This is a genomic window from Rossellomorea pakistanensis, assembly GCF_016908495.1.
GTDB classification, from domain to species: domain Bacteria; phylum Bacillota; class Bacilli; order Bacillales; family Bacillaceae_B; genus Rossellomorea; species Rossellomorea pakistanensis.
This window is the reverse complement of the sequence record NZ_JAFBDZ010000001.1, coordinates 235,717-250,907: the sequence shown is the minus strand read 5'-3', so window position 1 is coordinate 250,907 and position 15,191 is coordinate 235,717. Positions and strand designations below refer to the sequence as shown.

The following is a 15,191-nucleotide window of genomic DNA, read 5'->3' as shown; positions in this document are numbered from 1 at the left end:
TCATGCTTATTAAAATGAACAATATTCACAAATCATTCGGAACTAATTCGGTTCTCAAGGGAGTTAACATTGAGATTCAGGATGGAGAAGTCCATGCACTTATGGGTGAAAATGGAGCTGGTAAATCCACACTTATGAATATTTTAACAGGTCTTCATAAACGAAATGATGGAACCATTCTCATTGATGGAAAAGAAACTTATTTCAAAGATCCAAAAGAAGCGGAAAAATACGGGATCACCTTTATTCATCAAGAGCTGAATATCTGGCCAGAGATGACCGTTTTAGAAAACCTGTTTATCGGAAAGGAAATTACCTCTTCTTTCGGAATTTTAAACACTCGAAAAATGAAAGCGTTAGCAAGAGAACAATTTGATAAACTTTCGGTAAACATCCCACTTGATCAAGAAGCTGGTCGTTGTTCTGTTGGACAGCAGCAGATGATTGAAATTGCTAAAGCTCTCATGACTGATGCAAAAGTTATTATAATGGATGAACCTACAGCCGCTTTAACGGAAAGAGAAATTCAAAAACTATTTTTAGTGATTGATTCCTTGAAAAAGCAAGGTGTTTCGATTGTGTATATCTCACATCGAATGGAAGAGATTTTTGAAATATGTGATCGAATAACCGTGATGCGAGATGGAATTACGGTTGATACAAAGAATATTCCTGAAACTAATTTTGATGACGTTGTGAAGAAAATGGTAGGACGAGCATTAACGGATCGGTTCCCAGCTCGTAACCCAAACCCAAGGGAAACAGTATTAAAAGTCCGTAACTTAACACAAAAAGGTGTTTTTCATGATGTGAACTTTTCTGTAAAATCAGGTGAAATCGTTGGGGTTTCTGGGCTAATGGGTGCTGGTCGAACGGAAATCATGAGAACTCTTTTTGGAATGGATTCAATTGATAGTGGAGATATTTTTATCAATGGTGAAAAGAGAACCATTAAGAATCCTCATGAAGCAATAAAACTAGGAATTGGATTTATTACGGAGGATCGCAAAGATGAGGGATTGATTCTCGACTTCTCACTGCGGCAAAATATTGCCCTTCCCAGTTTAAAAAGCTTTTCACCAAAAGGCTATATGAATCGTAAGGATGAACAAGATTTTGTTGACATGCTTATCAAACGATTGACAATAAAAACACAATCATCTGAAACCAATGCAAAAGATTTATCTGGCGGTAATCAACAAAAAGTCGTCATTGCGAAATGGATCGGCATCAGTCCTAAAGTTCTGATTCTTGATGAGCCAACACGAGGTGTAGATGTTGGGGCCAAACGTGAAATCTATCAGCTAATGAATGAACTTACTGATCGAGGCGTAGCGATTATCATGGTGTCATCTGAACTTCCAGAAATCCTTGGAATGAGCGATAGAATCTTAGTCGTTCACGAAGGAACCATAAGTGGTGAACTACCAAAAAATGAAGCAACACAGGAAAAAATTATGACACTTGCGACAGGAGGTCAATAAAATGAAGGGACTAAATTCAACGAAACTAGAAGGAAAGAGTAATCACTTTGAGAATATTATGCAAAAACTAGGTCCCCTACTCGGACTCTTAATTTTAGTGATCATTGTTTCGATATTAAATCCTAGCTTTCTAGCACCACTCAACCTATTAAACTTACTAAGACAAGTCGCCATCAATGCATTAATTGCCTATGGTATGACCTTTGTTATTTTAACCGGAGGAATTGACTTATCAGTAGGTTCGATTCTAGCGTTATCAAGTGCTCTTATGGCCGGAATGATGACAACAGGTGTTGATCCCATTCTTGCTATCATTATAGGAGTTGCTTTAGGTGGAATCATGGGTGGAGTAAATGGAGTCTTAGTTACGAAAGGAAAAATGGCACCATTCATTGCCACTCTAGCGACGATGACCATTTTCAGAGGTCTCACTTTAGTCTATACAGATGGAAATCCTATAACAGGTCTTGGAGATAGCTATTTGTTCCAATTATTCGGTCGTGGTTATTTTCTTGGAATCCCTGTTCCTGCGATTACAATGATACTCGCTTTCGCTATTCTTTGGTTTATTCTTCACAAAACGCCGTTTGGTCGTAAAACATATGCCATTGGAGGCAATGAAAAAGCGGCAATTATATCTGGGATCAAAGTAACAAAAGTAAAAATTATGATCTATTCTTTAGCAGGTATCCTCTCTGCCCTTGCTGGTGCGATTCTAACTTCACGATTAAACTCAGCCCAGCCAACGGCAGGAACTTCTTATGAACTTGATGCTATCGCTGCCGTCGTATTGGGTGGAACAAGCCTATCTGGTGGTCGAGGTTTGATATTTGGTACTTTAATTGGTGCGCTTATTATAGGTACTCTTAACAATGGTTTAAATTTATTAGGTGTTTCATCTTTCTTTCAAATGGTCGTTAAAGGAATCGTCATTCTCATTGCCGTTCTAATTGACCGAAAAAAAGCAGCCTAGGAGTGATGTATCAATGAAAAAAATCGTCATATTCATGTTGACACTATCGGTTTTCGTTCTTGGAGCTTGTTCATTAAAGCCGCCTGAATGGGCAAAACCTGAGAAAAAGGATGATTTAAAGGATATTAAACTTGGACTCTCTGTCTCTACTCTTAATAATCCATTCTTTGTTTCTCTGAAAGATGGTGTAATAAAGGAAGCAAAGCAAAAAGGGATGGACGTTGTAGTCGTTGACGCGCAGAATGATTCTGCCAAACAAATTAATGATGTCGAGGACTTACTGCAACAAGGCGTTGATGCACTATTAATAAATCCTACTGATTCTGCGGCTATTTCAACGGCTGTCCAGTCAGCGAATAATATTGGGGTACCAGTGATTACACTAGATCGCTCTGCGGATAAAGGTGATGTTGAAGCATTGGTGGCATCTGATAATGTTCGAGGTGGAGAAATGGCAGGAGAATATATTGTGAAACAATTAGGCGAAGGCGCGAAAGTAGCAGAGCTAGAAGGTGTGCCTGGGGCTTCTGCTACCCGTGAACGTGGAAAAGGCTTCCATAATATTGCCGATGATCAATTAGAAGTTGTTGCTAAACAAACCGCTAACTTTGATCGTACAAAAGGCCTGTCCGTTATGGAAAACCTGCTGCAAGGAACACCTGAAATCCAAGCCGTTTTTGCTCATAATGATGAAATGGCGCTTGGTGCATTACAAGCAATTAATAGTTCAGGGAAGGACATTATGGTTATCGGCTTTGATGGGAATGATGACGCCATTAAATCAATTGAAGCAGGAAAACTAACCGCTACCGTAGCCCAGCAGCCTGCATTGATTGGGGAGCTTGCTGTACAAGCAGCTGGCGATGTATTACAAGGGAAAAAAGTAAAAGAGAAAATTGATGTTCCCTTAAAGTTAGTTACGAAAGAATGACTTTGGAATAGCAAATTTAACTGAATGGCTGTCCCGAAAGATGGATAGAAACTCCATTAATAAATAGATAAGGGATCATAATTCATCTATAGATTAATGCTTGGTTTCTGACTGCTTAGTTTTGGGATAGCCTTTGTTTTTTCATGAAGTGAAACTCATAGAAATAGAATCCTTTAATCTTCTCTTTTGTCAAACAATAATAACCTTAAACCTACTCCTCACTCTTCGTTAATATTGTTTTTCCCCCTCCCCCCTATTCAAAGTATAAATAAAAGTCTGTAAATAGGAAGCACATCCAATCCCCCCCTTTCATAACTTCCATTTTTAAAACCATCATTGCACTTTGTAATGATTTACTATATTTAGTCGTCATGTACATTAATTAAAGGCCAAATAGATTTCCAATTCTTTTTCATCACTCTTTCCTTATAGATTTTATACATGTCGGGTCTTTGTTTAATGTAAGGAGTTGGTTTTAGCTGTAAATGGATGGCATCTTCTATACCATGTTGTGCTGCTAATAGTAATTGTTCATTTTCATCTAACTTCAATCCTAGTGCTGTGGCTGTTTCGGGAAACTTCGAAATGGCATCAACAGACGAAGTATAAGGTGGAATCCCATTAACAAGATGCATTCTTGCCTCGTTTTTGACAGACCAAGGTATATCTGGCGATCGGTTTAGCAGTCGTTCTTCCCATTTCTTTTCCTGATATTCATCAATTATAAGTGGATCAAAATAAACCACATCAATATCTGGAATGGCTGTTCTGCTTTCATACCTATGAATGGTATCCCATATCTTACTTCGAACAAAACCTGCACAAATCCACCAATCTGGTAGATTCAACTCATTAACCCAACATAGAATTTCCATCATCCATTTGTCTCGTTTAATTAATTCTAATAAATCACTTTCACTGCGTATCTCCACTTTAGTCACCCCTTTATCACTACCTTCTATTTTATCATTTATTGTAGAAATGAGATGCTTGTCATATTATCGCTGTCAAAAGAATAGGATACTATGAAAAAATATTTAATGATTACATTTACTTATTACTTATTATAACTATTTTTTAATTATAATTATTATAAAAAAGTATTGATTTTATATTGAGAAGTGTTATCATTAACTTGTAAAGATAATAAAAATATGAGGTGATTTGAATCATGACGAAAGATAAAAAATTGACTACTAGCTGGGGAGCACCTGTTGGCGATAACCAAAACTCAATAACAGCAGGCTCTCGCGGTCCTACACTCATTCAAGATGTTCATTTACTAGAAAAACTTGCACACTTCAATAGAGAGCGAGTTCCAGAGCGTGTCGTTCACGCAAAAGGTGCTGGTGCTCATGGTTATTTTGAGGTGACAAATGATGTGACAAAATATACAAAGGCTAAGTTCTTATCCGCTGTTGGAAAACGCACTCCTTTATTCGTTCGTTTTTCTACTGTTGCAGGTGAAAACGGATCAGCAGATTCTGTTCGCGATCCTCGCGGGTTTGCAGTTAAATTTTATACGGAAGATGGAAATTATGATTTAGTAGGAAATAATACTCCTGTCTTCTTTATTCGTGATGCAATCAAATTCCCTGATTTCATTCATACTCAAAAGCGCCACCCTCAAACACATCTAAAAAACCCTAATGCTGTTTGGGATTTCTGGTCTTTATCTCCAGAATCACTACACCAAGTGACAATTCTAATGTCTGATCGAGGAATTCCAGCTACCTACCGACATATGCACGGATTTGGCAGCCATACATTCAAATGGGTCAATGAAGATGGTGACGGTGTTTGGATTAAATATCACTTCAAAACGGAACAAGGGATTAAAAACTTAACAGAGGAAGTCGGAACACGTATTGCAGGTGAAAACCCTGATTATCATACAGAAGATTTATTTAATGCGATTGAAAATGGTGACTTCCCTGCATGGAAAGTATATGTTCAAATTATGCCGCTTGAAGATGCTGACAGCTACCGATTCGACCCATTCGATGTGACTAAAACATGGTCCCAAAAGGATTATCCATTAGTTGAAGTCGGTCGAATGGTCTTAGATAAAAACCCAGAAAATTATTTCGCAGAAGTAGAGCAAGCGACATTCTCCCCTGGCACATTAGTTCCTGGTATCGATGTTTCACCAGATAAAATGCTGCAAGGACGTTTATTTGCTTATGCCGATGCTCATCGTTACCGTGTTGGTGCAAATCATAATGCACTTCCTATCAACCGACCTAAAAATGAAGTCAATAATTATCAGCGTGATGGACAAATGCGCTTCGATCATAATGGCGGAGGTTCAACGTATTATGAACCAAACAGCTTAAATGGTCCATCAGAATCCCCTGAAGATAAGCAAGCAGGCTTCCCTGTCACTGGAGTGGCCGAAAGTGTAAGCTATGATCATAACGATCATTACACACAAGCAGGTGATCTTTACCGCTTATTGTCTAAAGACGAACGTAAACGATTAGTAAAAAATATTGTTGGAGCAATGGAGCCGGTTGAAAGCGAGGAAATCAAGCTTCGTCAAATCGGTCACTTCTATAAAGCCGATCCTGAATATGGAACACGCATTGCAGAAGGCCTAGGATTGAAGGTACCTGCAGAAGTAAAATAGTTCTAAAGTTATTCTCAATTAAATTCTCAATTTCTCAACTAAGGGTGACTCCTATTGGTCACCCTTTTTATTTAAGAACGTTCCAGAAATGAATGGGTTACTATAGTAGGAGGGTTACCATTTGAGGAAGAAATTACTTACCATTTTTATTATTTTATTTTCCCTTACTGGATGCTCATTAGGCGCCGACCCAAAAGATCACCTACCAGAAACTTATATTATTGCATTGGATGCATTGATGAAGGAAGATGATGCATTAAATAGTGATATGAAGTATATCTCGATTGATATGAGTAATTTTGAAAATTTTACTGAAAAAGACAAGAAGAAAATACTCAAGTTCTTCGAAGACAACTATCAAGTAAAAGTGATGGATGCTTCCTTAGATGAATTAAAAAAGAAGGGATTATTTAATGCTGATAATATGTCTTTAGAGGGAGTCCTTTTAAGGATTGAAAAAGTTGATTACAAACTGGTCAACAATATCCGATTTGTAGGATCTAAATATCGTTCTGGGCTTGGAGCGATTGGATTGGAGATAACCGTTCACGAGGTTGATGGTGAGTGGGAAGTTAAGAAATCTAAATTGACCTGGATAAGTTGAAGGAATATCGAACTATTAAACAATAAAAAAAACCTATAATCCAGGTGCGTCTTATAGGTTAATTCTTGTTCGTATCTTGTTATCCATAATAATAGCTTCACCATCTCTTAAATTTTCTACTTTAATTTGCGAGATTTCTTCAAATTTACTAATTTCCTCTCCCCTATTGTTATTGAATTGAAAATAACCATGAATTTTTATTTAACTATTGCCCCTGAAATGATATGCCAGTGTAAATGTTTAGAATCCTGGTACTCTCCCAGATTGGTTATAATCTTGCAAGAACCATAATCCTTTTCTATCTTAGAAGCAACTTTTCTTATTACTGTCATCATCTCCAAAAATAATTCGTTATCACTCTCTTCTATTGTCGTTAAAGATGATATATGCTTTTTGGGTATTGTTACAATATGCACCGGATAAGATGGTCGCGTATGATAATAAGCTAGAATATTATCAGTTTCATAAACCTTTCAACCTCCGTTTTACCGCTTAATACTTCATCACAATAAAAATCATTTTGCATTTTTTAGCCCCCTTTGTCTCCCCCTACTCATTGGATATCACTTTGAAAAATATTCCAATATTAAATCTATTATACTATACTTTAATAAAACAAAAAGGAGTGATGGCATGGGAGAAGCATGTTTTATCTGTGATAAACATTTGTGGAACATCGAAACTACAGGACCTACGATTTATGAGGATGAATATGTTTATGTCGGTCCCATTGACAAGGATGGCAGACCAAGTTATTTAGGACATCTAATGATTGATCTTAAAAGACATGTTCCCACTCTCGCCGATATGAATATGGAAGAAGCAAAGCCAATTAGAATGACGATAGTAAGAGTAAGCAAAGCTTTAGTACACTCTGAAAATGGAGAGCATATTTATTCCCTTGTTTCTGGAAATTCCGTACCGCATCTTCATATGCACATTGTACCTCGCTATCCAAGCACACCGAAAGAATATTGGGGACCGATGTCAGTTTATGATTGGCCAGATGCTCCTATGGATTACAATACCGAAATAATAGAGATTTGTAACAGGGTTAAGTCATATATCGAGTGTGAAAGGAATGAATAATGAGTTTAGTTGGGTAGGTAGTCAAAAAAACTATGTTGATGAAAAATTTATTTGCAATGTAAATCATGTAACTGTCGGATTATTCGGTGGAAACTCTTCGGCTGGCCAGTACAAAAACGAAGATGGTTGTCTAGAATGGACAAACACAAAACATGATTGGGAGTTTGTCATGCTATTAGATGCTCATAATACGGCAGAAAGTGCAGAACTAGTGTTGAACACTTTTGAACAGAAAAAATCAGACATTCAAGAAGGGTTATCTCTTTCAGTAAACAACTTTTTTAAGAAAATAGGAGAAATAGTACTAAATATTTTTCATGACGAGGAATTCCGTACAAAATGTAAAAGGATTAAAGGTGAAACAGCCTGTATAATCGTCGTTAGAAAAGACAAATATATTTGGTGGTTTTCTATAGGTGATGGGATATTTCACTTGTTTCACCCCGAGCTAATATCACTTGGTCAATATCAAGTCAATCAACGACACTTCTATCAATGGGTCGGACAAGTAAATACGTTTGACCAACCTGTCCCCTGTTTTTCCTCTGGAACAATTGAACTTAGAAATGGCTACAATTATCTATTTTTAACGACGGATGGATTAACAGAATGTCCAGGAAAATTATACTCTGATCCCAGAGAAATCTTAAAGGTTTTATCAATGGTGGAAAATAAAGATGCAGTTTATTATTTGTTAAAAGACATCGAAGCAAAAAATGTTAGAGATAGTACGACCATTATTTCTTGGAAGATTGCTGTCTCGAAATCAGCAACTATAGCAAGTGATCAATAAACAAGGCTTTCAAAAAAATGCAGGAACCACTACTTATATATAAGAACCTCTTCATGTTTAGTCGGACAGGTGGTTCCGACCAAAGCCCCCGTATTTAATCATTTATAAATTTTAATTCATTCACTGTTTTTTTACCTTTACAAACCGACGGTCGGTATGGTAATGTTGTTGTCAAATACAATGATTATTTTCAATGAATTATTATCCTAAAGGAGGAATAGTATGAACGGTGAGCCAAAACGACAACAAACGAAACAAATGCTGCTAGATGCAACGAAAGCATTAGTGAAAGAAAAAGGTTGTAGCAAAATGACCTTGAACGACATTATGGAACAAACTGGTCTTTCAAAAGGAGCCATTTACCATTATGTAAAAAGTAAGGATGAACTGCTGGCATTAATCTTACTTGAAAGAATTGAGGATATGAATTCTCGCTTTTTTGCTGTTGTCGAGAATGGAAATAAAGGTTTTGAAAAGCCACTTGAACAAATCATTAATAGTCTCCCTTCTTTACAGGATCCCCATGATGCGACAAATCAGATCTTTAATTATTTGTTAGGAAAAAATGATCAGCCGAGAGTTAAAGAGGTGATTCTCCAATTTCATGAACAGGCAATCGAACGATCTAAACAATGGATATTGTCTGGACAGAAAAACGGAGTTATTCCTCTAACAGTTGATGCAGATAAAATAGCTGAATTATTTATTCTAATCTCCTACGGAATACGGATGAGAAGTACTATATCTCCTAATAAACATTCTTTCGGTACCGATGACTTTTCATCTCTTATAGCTCATTTGTTGGGCTCAAAAAAATAATTAAGAGGGAAGTGTAACATTTGGAGATTTTATTGTTTTTGCATATTGTTGGAGTGGTCATTTTTTTAGGGAATATTATTACTGCGGCATTTTGGAAAATTAGAGCAGATATCAATGGTACCCCTTCATTTATTCATCAAACTGTAAAAAATGTTATGCTTGCTGACATCATCTTTACTCTTCCGGGTTTACTAATCATCATAGTTTCTGGAATTCTATTGGCCATGCAAGCAGGTTATTCGATATCTGGGGTTAATTGGCTTACCCTTTCATTGATTTTGTTTGCATTGACCGGTATTGTCTGGTTAGCCATTCTAATCCCCTTACAAAGAAAAATGATTCACTCTAGTTATCAATCCATTAATACTGGTGCCATTTCTAAAGAGTATAAACTGGATTCACGGAATTGGGCAATTTATGGGATAACGGCCACTTTATTACCTATCGTTATTCTATATGTCATGATTTCAAAGGGATTTTAATTATGGGAGTGGGTTGATTTGATTCCTTTTATTATATTGGTTGGCTCGTTTTTGATTTTACGTCTCCTTGGGTTTATTGGCTTTTCCTATTTTGAGGAATGGGAACTATCATTACGATTTGCGGTAGCTATTATGTTTTTATTTACAGGTGCTGCTCATTGGGGGAAAAGACGTCAAGACCTAATCAAAATGGTCCCTCCCTTGCTGCCTAGACCGGAAATAATTGTGACCATTACTGGGATTTTTGAAATCGTTGGTGCCATTGGTTTGCTGTTCCCTTTCACTTCAAAAATGGCTTCGGTGTTTTTAGGAATTTTATTAGTGGTTATGTTTCCTGCTAATATATATGCTGCGAAAACCAAAATGACTATTTCTCATAGACCAACCACGCCTCTTCTTCTTAGGACTGTCTTACAAATTGTCATTATAACGGCAGTAATGCTTGCTGGTCTATATTGAGATATAAACATTTCAAAGTTTAACCTTCTATAATCACCCAAATTATCGATATTATGTTAAACTTATCACAATAAATGTAGCTAGAAAAGAGATGATGATTTGTCTAAACCGGTTATCTATGGATTATTACTCTTGATCATGATGATTTGGGGATTTAATGTAATTGCAATAAAGGTTTTAGTCGAGTATTTTGCTCCTGTTACGATCACTGCTTTCCGTATTTTAACAGCTGGAATTGTTGTGATGCTGTTTTTGGGAGTAAAAAGAGAGTTTCGTAGAGTTTCTAGACAACAACTTGTCTATGTAACGGTGGGTGCACTTACGGGAATATTGGGACATCATTACTTCTTAGCATCTGGGTTAACGATCACTTCGGCCTCAAATACAGGGCTTATATTAGGTTTAGTTCCCCTAATGACTTCAATATTTGCGATCTTTTTTCTCAGAGATCGCTTAACCATCTTAAAATTTTTAGGAATTTTACTTGGACTAACTGGAGTTTCATTCATCGTCTTAAATGGAACAGATGGTATCGGAAGTATATCTAAAGGGGATTTTTATATCTTTTGTTCCGTTATTACACAAGCCATTAGTTTCATCTATATTAAAAAAGCAACAAAAACAATGGATCCACTACTAATTACCGGTTGGATGCAAGTCATAGGCGCCTTATTTTTATTTACCGTTAGCTTTCAAATGGAACCAAAGGGCATTTCTAGCCTTTCAGAAGGAAATCTTTGGGTTTGGGGCGTATTCTTTGCCTCTGCCATATTGGCTACTGGCATTGGCCATATGTTTTATAACAAGGCCATACATCAGCTGGGTGCGGGTGAAACGGCCATTTTTATTAATTTAACACCATTCTTTTCGTTAACAGGTTCCTATTTATTTTTAGATGAAACGATCGCTCTTCCACAGTTACTCGGGTTTATTTTTATTGTTGCCGGTGTAGTATTGGGGACAGGTGCATTAGAGAACAAACAGAAAACTTTTTGGAGGGCAAATAAAAGTGTCTTTAAAAAGTCCTCATAAAAAGGGATAAAAAATCCTCTTCCATATTTTGAGAGGATTTTTTTATTTTACTAAGATTCCCCTTTACAAATAGACTGCAAATGGAGTGTCAGAACTCTCGTAATCTTCTCTTTATCTACCCGATCAGGTTCTAACATCGCATGTAATGCCAATCCATCTACAATTGCATATAATCTTTCCGTTTCCATCACTATATCAAGTCCATCTTGTAGTAGTCCAAGACTTTCTAAGGAATGAACTAAATTTTCTACACCAAGGTACACACCATCTTGTTTAGCGTCAATCATATTTTGTTTATGTCGCGCATGCGCGATAAAAGCAAACCATACTTCTGCTTCTGTCATTGTCACTTCATTAGTTGGGACAATTTCAAGAAGGATTTTCAATACCTTTTCCTTTGGAGAGATGTCCTGTTTTGATATGTGTGAAATTCTTGCGATGGCATTTTCTTTCACAAGCTCCATCGCATAGACAAGCAAATCATCATGTGTGGAAAAATAATGACGCAAGGCACCAAGTGAAAACCCTGCCTCTTTGGCAATATTTCTAACAGTCGCCCCTTCCATGCCTTTTTCCAAAATGACTCTCCAGGTTGCTTCTGCTATAAGCTTTTTTCTTTTCTCATGATCTACAATTTTCGGCATAGTGATATTTTATCAAGAAAAAAGATCATATGCAATTTTATAATACAGTTGTATTATTTAAATGTAAGTGATACACTGTTTTTATAATACAACTGTACTAAAAAGAAGGTGAATAAATGAATTTTGTAGCTTGGATGATTGTAGCATGTGAAATTGCCTTTTGGGTTGTCATTATTTTAGGTTTAGTGGTTCGATATGTATTTAAGAAAAACAAGCTGGGGTTATTTCTACTAGCATTAACGCCCGTAATTGACCTTGTTTTATTACTCATCACTAGTGTTGATTTATATAAGGGTGCAACAGCCACAACTGCTCATGCTTTTGCAGCTGTTTATATCGGTGTTTCAATTGCATTTGGAAAAAGTATGATTGATTGGGCAGATGAACGCTTTCAATACTATGTCACAAAGCAAGGTCCAAGGCCTGTAAAAAGATATGGAATCGACCATGCAAAACATTATTTTAAAAGCTGGATACGACATATTTTCTCCTATATAATTGGAGCTGGTTTATTAGTCGTTTTAGTTTATTGGATTGATGATCCATCTCGTACGGAAGCGTTGAGTGGAGTTTTAAAATTGTGGAGTTTAATTATTGGGATCGATTTTCTCATTGCTATTAGTCATTTTATTTGGCCAAAAAAAGAACCGAGTAAAAACAAATCAATGAACATATGAGATTAGTGACAGGGAGCTGTCCCATTAGGTCCGGAACCACTATGATTGTCCATCTATCGAAAGATGTCTTAAGTTATTTTCTATTGATGGAAGCTGTGGTTCCGACAACTTGGTTATTTATTTTGATTATGAAAGACCACCTCTACTGTGGTGCCTTCCTTCTCTACACTTTCTACTGAAATCTCTCCCCCATGTGCTTTTACTAACTGATAGGCAATAGCCATTCCGAGACCTGAACCATTTTCATCTTCACTCGTGTTTCCTCCTCGATAATACCGATCAAAAAGTTTATTGATGGTTTCTCTCTTCATTCCTATTCCGTTATCTTCAATTTTGATTATCGTGGATTTTATAGAATGATTAATGGTTACCGTTATTTCAGTCCCATCAGGGTTATGCTTAACTGCATTCGTAATGATATTATTCATAATTCTGGTAAACCATTTTAGGTCAATATGTAAGAAAACTGGTTTAGTTGAACGATAAAATTTTATATTGGGATAATTGGTATTTTCAATTATGTCTTCCAAATATGGAACAATATCTTTCTTTTCCAATCTGATAGGAAGAGCATTATTTTTGAGTCTAAATGTAAGATTAAGATCATCAATTAATTCGTCCATATAGATGGATTTTTCTTTCATCATTTGAATGAATTGTTTCTTTTCTTCTTCTGTCCATTTATATACATCAGTATCCAACAGCATTGAATATCCGTATATAGAGCTTAATGGTGTTTTTAGGTCATGAGAAAGTCCTGTAATCCACTCCTCCCGTGTTTTTTCCATCCTAACTTGATTTTCTTCATTGTATTTTAATCTCCAAGCAAGTGTATTCAAAGAATGTATATGGTCTTTAAATACATTGTATTTTTTGTGCAAATGACCTCTCTTGTTATGTAAGGGAATTCTCCCTTTATTATCTTTGGGTTCTTCTAGGTCACCTAACGACATTTGATTGACCCATGTTAGAATATGAAGCAATGGTTTGCCAAACTTGTTTCCATACAAGATGGCGAAAAGAATAATTAGCATCATTAGCATTCCAATAACAATGATTGAACCTTCCACCACATTTTTATTTATCAGTCCATCTGTTATCGAATCCGGGTTTTTATACGGATTAAATATACCCATAATATAGATTCGATTTTTCTCATCTGAGTAATACTTTGATAGATCATATCTTGAGTTCCATGGGCTTTTTTCAATTGAAAGTATATCAGTGAATGCAAACTTTAAATCTTTAGGTGCATAGTAGCTTTCAACGACATCACCATTTGTGTTATAGACCTGTAACCAAGCATGTTCCTCTTTTAAAATGGATTTAAAATCACTATCGATTCTCGGGAACTGATCTAATGCTTTAAATTTTTTCATGATCCCTTCACTTAATGACTTTTCTCCATAAAGTAAGGTGTATCGTTTATTGTCTAAGTCTAGGATCCAGTAATGCGTACGAAACTTCTCTTCACTCTTCGAAAGAATGTCTGTAAAGCTATACGATGAAGGTAACGTTTTTGGAGTATTATAACCTTTCACCACTGTCCCATTTTCATCAATGATTTGTAACCATCCCCCTTTATAACTTACAGCATCTTTAATGACATCACTTAAGATGATTTTTCCATCCTTCACCTTAATCTCCATTTCCAAATGATCTTTATAAGCTCTAGTAAAATCATATTTCATTTCAGACTCTGATATTTTATCTCCTAAAAAAACAAGTGATCCAAATATAAAGAACAATATAACAAACAGCATAAAAACAAAATGTAAACTAAAACGAATCGTTAATTTTCTTTTAAGATTCATAGAGCCGGCTCCTGATTATGAACAAGTTTATACCCTAATCCCCTTATCGTTTTTAAAAATACTGGTTTACTTGGATGTTCTTCGATTTTTTCTCGTATTTTTCGGATATGTACCATTACGGTGTTGTCATCCATCATCATTTCATCTTTCCAAACCTGATAATATAATTGTTCTTTAGTAAACACCTGATTAGGATTTTTGCAGAAAAAAGAAAGTAAATGATAGACCTGAGCAGAACAAGCTACACTCTTCCCATCAACAATCAATTCTGCTGAAGTAAGATTGAGTTGAAATCGACCATAGTCTAATATTTCAGTTTGATAGATAGGTTGCCTATTTAAGTAACGTTTCAGCTGAACCTTCACTCTAGCTGCAACTTCTAATGGGTTGAACGGCTTTGTTATGTAATCATCTGCCCCATGAGCAAATCCTGTAAGCTTATCTAAATCTGATGATTTGGCAGAAATAAAAAAGATAGGTGCATCTGATTTTCTCTTAATCTCTTGGCAAATATGATATCCCGACATATCAGGGAGCATAATATCAAGGATGATCAAGTGATACTGATTTTGTGTGAGTAAATGAAGTGCATCCTTACCATTTGCACATGTGTCTATTGACATAAAACCTTCTTTTCTTAAAACAAGCTTTATCATATTTAAAATTGATTCTTCATCATCGACGATTAAAATTCTGGCTGTTTCCATAGCAATACTCCTTTGTGAATTAAGGTAATGTTAAGGTTTCATTAATTTGTTAAT

At 36.0% G+C, this 15,191-nt stretch carries 16 protein-coding genes and 1 pseudogene; 12 read left to right on the top strand and 5 right to left on the bottom strand.

The annotated features are described in order from the left end of the window. The first annotated feature begins 2 nt into the window (after nt 1-2). Genes JOC86_RS01280 through rbsB form a run of 3 tightly spaced genes read left to right on the top strand, consistent with a single transcriptional unit; the run spans nt 3 to nt 3,388 of the window. On the top strand, nt 3-1,484 hold the full coding sequence (locus JOC86_RS01280; protein ID WP_205167973.1) for a sugar ABC transporter ATP-binding protein: 1,482 nt from the start codon (nt 3-5) through the stop codon (nt 1,482-1,484). Between the two features lies 1 nt (nt 1,485). Next, the gene (rbsC, locus tag JOC86_RS01275) at nt 1,486-2,457 is read left to right on the top strand and encodes an ABC transporter permease subunit (protein ID WP_205167972.1); all 972 of its coding nucleotides are present in this window, start codon (nt 1,486-1,488) and stop codon (nt 2,455-2,457) included. A 13-nt stretch (nt 2,458-2,470) separates the two neighbouring features. Continuing rightward, on the top strand, nt 2,471-3,388 hold the full coding sequence (gene rbsB, locus JOC86_RS01270; protein ID WP_205167971.1) for a ribose ABC transporter substrate-binding protein RbsB: 918 nt from the start codon (nt 2,471-2,473) through the stop codon (nt 3,386-3,388). Nucleotides 3,389-3,750: 362 nt separating this feature from the next. On the opposite strand, the gene JOC86_RS01265 is transcribed toward rbsB, so the two are convergent. Continuing rightward, on the bottom strand, nt 3,751-4,320 hold the full coding sequence (locus JOC86_RS01265; protein ID WP_205167970.1) for a nucleotidyltransferase family protein: 570 nt from the start codon (nt 4,318-4,320) through the stop codon (nt 3,751-3,753). A 239-nt stretch (nt 4,321-4,559) separates the two neighbouring features. On the opposite strand from JOC86_RS01265, the gene katA reads away from it, so the two are divergent. Together katA and JOC86_RS01255 are read left to right on the top strand one after the other, a co-directional pair. Beyond that, the gene (gene katA, locus JOC86_RS01260) at nt 4,560-6,017 is read left to right on the top strand and encodes a catalase (protein WP_205167969.1); all 1,458 of its coding nucleotides are present in this window, start codon (nt 4,560-4,562) and stop codon (nt 6,015-6,017) included. Between the two features lie 121 nt (nt 6,018-6,138). Further along, nucleotides 6,139-6,621 (top strand): peptide ABC transporter substrate-binding protein, encoded by a 483-nt coding sequence (locus JOC86_RS01255; RefSeq protein ID WP_205167968.1) that lies wholly within the window; start codon nt 6,139-6,141, stop codon nt 6,619-6,621. Between the two features lie 197 nt (nt 6,622-6,818). On the opposite strand, the pseudogene JOC86_RS01250 reads toward JOC86_RS01255, so the two are convergent. Further along, nucleotides 6,819-7,147: pseudogene (locus JOC86_RS01250) on the bottom strand (HIT domain-containing protein). A 107-nt stretch (nt 7,148-7,254) separates the two neighbouring features. On the opposite strand from JOC86_RS01250, the gene JOC86_RS01245 reads away from it, so the two are divergent. From JOC86_RS01245 to JOC86_RS01220, 6 genes are all read left to right on the top strand, one after another. Beyond that, a complete protein-coding gene (locus JOC86_RS01245; RefSeq protein WP_205167967.1) occupies nt 7,255-7,710 on the top strand; it encodes an HIT family protein in 456 nt (151 codons plus the stop codon). Next, entirely contained in the window at nt 7,703-8,503 is an 801-nt protein-coding gene (locus JOC86_RS01240) for a PP2C family serine/threonine-protein phosphatase (RefSeq protein WP_205167966.1), read from the top strand. Before JOC86_RS01245 ends, JOC86_RS01240 begins: the two co-directional genes overlap by 8 nt. 222 nt (nt 8,504-8,725) lie before the next feature. Beyond that, nucleotides 8,726-9,322, top strand: coding sequence for a TetR/AcrR family transcriptional regulator (locus JOC86_RS01235; protein WP_205167965.1), 597 nt, complete (start codon nt 8,726-8,728; stop codon nt 9,320-9,322). A 20-nt stretch (nt 9,323-9,342) separates the two neighbouring features. Beyond that, the gene (locus tag JOC86_RS01230) at nt 9,343-9,804 is read left to right on the top strand and encodes a DUF2269 family protein (RefSeq protein WP_205167964.1); all 462 of its coding nucleotides are present in this window, start codon (nt 9,343-9,345) and stop codon (nt 9,802-9,804) included. Between the two features lie 18 nt (nt 9,805-9,822). Further along, on the top strand, nt 9,823-10,263 hold the full coding sequence (locus JOC86_RS01225) for a DoxX family protein (RefSeq protein ID WP_205167963.1): 441 nt from the start codon (nt 9,823-9,825) through the stop codon (nt 10,261-10,263). A 99-nt stretch (nt 10,264-10,362) separates the two neighbouring features. Next, nucleotides 10,363-11,295 (top strand): DMT family transporter, encoded by a 933-nt coding sequence (locus JOC86_RS01220; RefSeq protein WP_205167962.1) that lies wholly within the window; start codon nt 10,363-10,365, stop codon nt 11,293-11,295. Nucleotides 11,296-11,345: 50 nt separating this feature from the next. Here JOC86_RS01220 and JOC86_RS01215 read toward each other — a convergent pair whose 3' ends face one another. Continuing rightward, nucleotides 11,346-11,939 carry a TetR/AcrR family transcriptional regulator gene (locus tag JOC86_RS01215; protein WP_205167961.1) on the bottom strand — a complete coding sequence of 198 codons (594 nt, stop codon included), beginning with the start codon at nt 11,937-11,939 and terminating at the stop codon, nt 11,346-11,348. Between the two features lie 116 nt (nt 11,940-12,055). Between JOC86_RS01215 and JOC86_RS01210 the strand changes: the two genes are divergently transcribed. Continuing rightward, nucleotides 12,056-12,616 (top strand): hypothetical protein, encoded by a 561-nt coding sequence (locus tag JOC86_RS01210; RefSeq protein WP_205167960.1) that lies wholly within the window; start codon nt 12,056-12,058, stop codon nt 12,614-12,616. Nucleotides 12,617-12,729: 113 nt separating this feature from the next. On the opposite strand, the gene JOC86_RS01205 is transcribed toward JOC86_RS01210, so the two are convergent. Both JOC86_RS01205 and JOC86_RS01200 read right to left on the bottom strand, forming a co-directional pair. Further along, complete coding sequence (locus JOC86_RS01205; protein ID WP_205167959.1) at nt 12,730-14,430, bottom strand: sensor histidine kinase; 1,701 nt, start codon at nt 14,428-14,430, stop codon at nt 12,730-12,732. After that, entirely contained in the window at nt 14,427-15,137 is a 711-nt protein-coding gene (locus JOC86_RS01200; protein WP_205167958.1) for a response regulator transcription factor, read from the bottom strand. Before JOC86_RS01200 ends, JOC86_RS01205 begins: the two co-directional genes overlap by 4 nt. Between the last annotated feature and the right edge of the window lie 54 nt (nt 15,138-15,191).

What these genes read in the sequence shown, in the direction of transcription:
- JOC86_RS01280 (WP_205167973.1), top strand. Translation starts at nt 3, where the DNA reads ATGCTTATTAAAATGAACAATATTCACAAATCATTCGGAACTAATTCG.
- rbsC (WP_205167972.1), top strand. Translation starts at nt 1,486, where the DNA reads ATGAAGGGACTAAATTCAACGAAACTAGAAGGAAAGAGTAATCACTTT.
- rbsB (WP_205167971.1), top strand. Translation starts at nt 2,471, where the DNA reads ATGAAAAAAATCGTCATATTCATGTTGACACTATCGGTTTTCGTTCTT.
- katA (WP_205167969.1), top strand. Translation starts at nt 4,560, where the DNA reads ATGACGAAAGATAAAAAATTGACTACTAGCTGGGGAGCACCTGTTGGC.
- JOC86_RS01245 (WP_205167967.1), top strand. Translation starts at nt 7,255, where the DNA reads ATGGGAGAAGCATGTTTTATCTGTGATAAACATTTGTGGAACATCGAA.
- JOC86_RS01240 (WP_205167966.1), top strand. Translation starts at nt 7,703, where the DNA reads ATGAATAATGAGTTTAGTTGGGTAGGTAGTCAAAAAAACTATGTTGAT.
- JOC86_RS01235 (WP_205167965.1), top strand. Translation starts at nt 8,726, where the DNA reads ATGAACGGTGAGCCAAAACGACAACAAACGAAACAAATGCTGCTAGAT.
- JOC86_RS01215 (WP_205167961.1), bottom strand. Translation starts at nt 11,939, where the DNA reads ATGCCGAAAATTGTAGATCATGAGAAAAGAAAAAAGCTTATAGCAGAA.
- JOC86_RS01210 (WP_205167960.1), top strand. Translation starts at nt 12,056, where the DNA reads ATGAATTTTGTAGCTTGGATGATTGTAGCATGTGAAATTGCCTTTTGG.
- JOC86_RS01205 (WP_205167959.1), bottom strand. Translation starts at nt 14,430, where the DNA reads ATGAATCTTAAAAGAAAATTAACGATTCGTTTTAGTTTACATTTTGTT.
- JOC86_RS01200 (WP_205167958.1), bottom strand. Translation starts at nt 15,137, where the DNA reads ATGGAAACAGCCAGAATTTTAATCGTCGATGATGAAGAATCAATTTTA.